The organism is Rhizobium ecuadorense, from assembly GCF_001187535.1.
Taxonomy (GTDB): domain Bacteria; phylum Pseudomonadota; class Alphaproteobacteria; order Rhizobiales; family Rhizobiaceae; genus Rhizobium; species Rhizobium ecuadorense.
The window spans coordinates 1-229 of record NZ_LFIO01001201.1; the positions used below are offsets into that span (position 1 = coordinate 1).

A 229-nucleotide genomic window follows, 5' to 3' on the forward strand; every position below is an offset into this window, starting at 1 on the left:
GGCTGGAGGTGAACTCAACGGCGAACGCATCCTCAGTCCCCGCACTTTGAGATTGGCGGCGTGCAATCACCTGCCGGGCGATCTTGCCTCGCTGGCAGCCGAAGTTTGGTCCGAAACCCAGTTTGATGGCGTCGGGTTCGGTCTGTTGGGCTCTGTCGTCCTTGATCCGGCCAAGGCACAAATTTCGGCGCAGGTGGGAGACTATGGCTGGGGCGGCGCGGCAGGCACC

General features: G+C 62.9%; 1 pseudogene. It reads left to right on the plus strand.

Going from position 1 to position 229, the window contains the following annotated elements:
- Window positions 1-229: pseudogene (locus AF337_RS44595) on the plus strand (serine hydrolase); the annotation flags it as partial.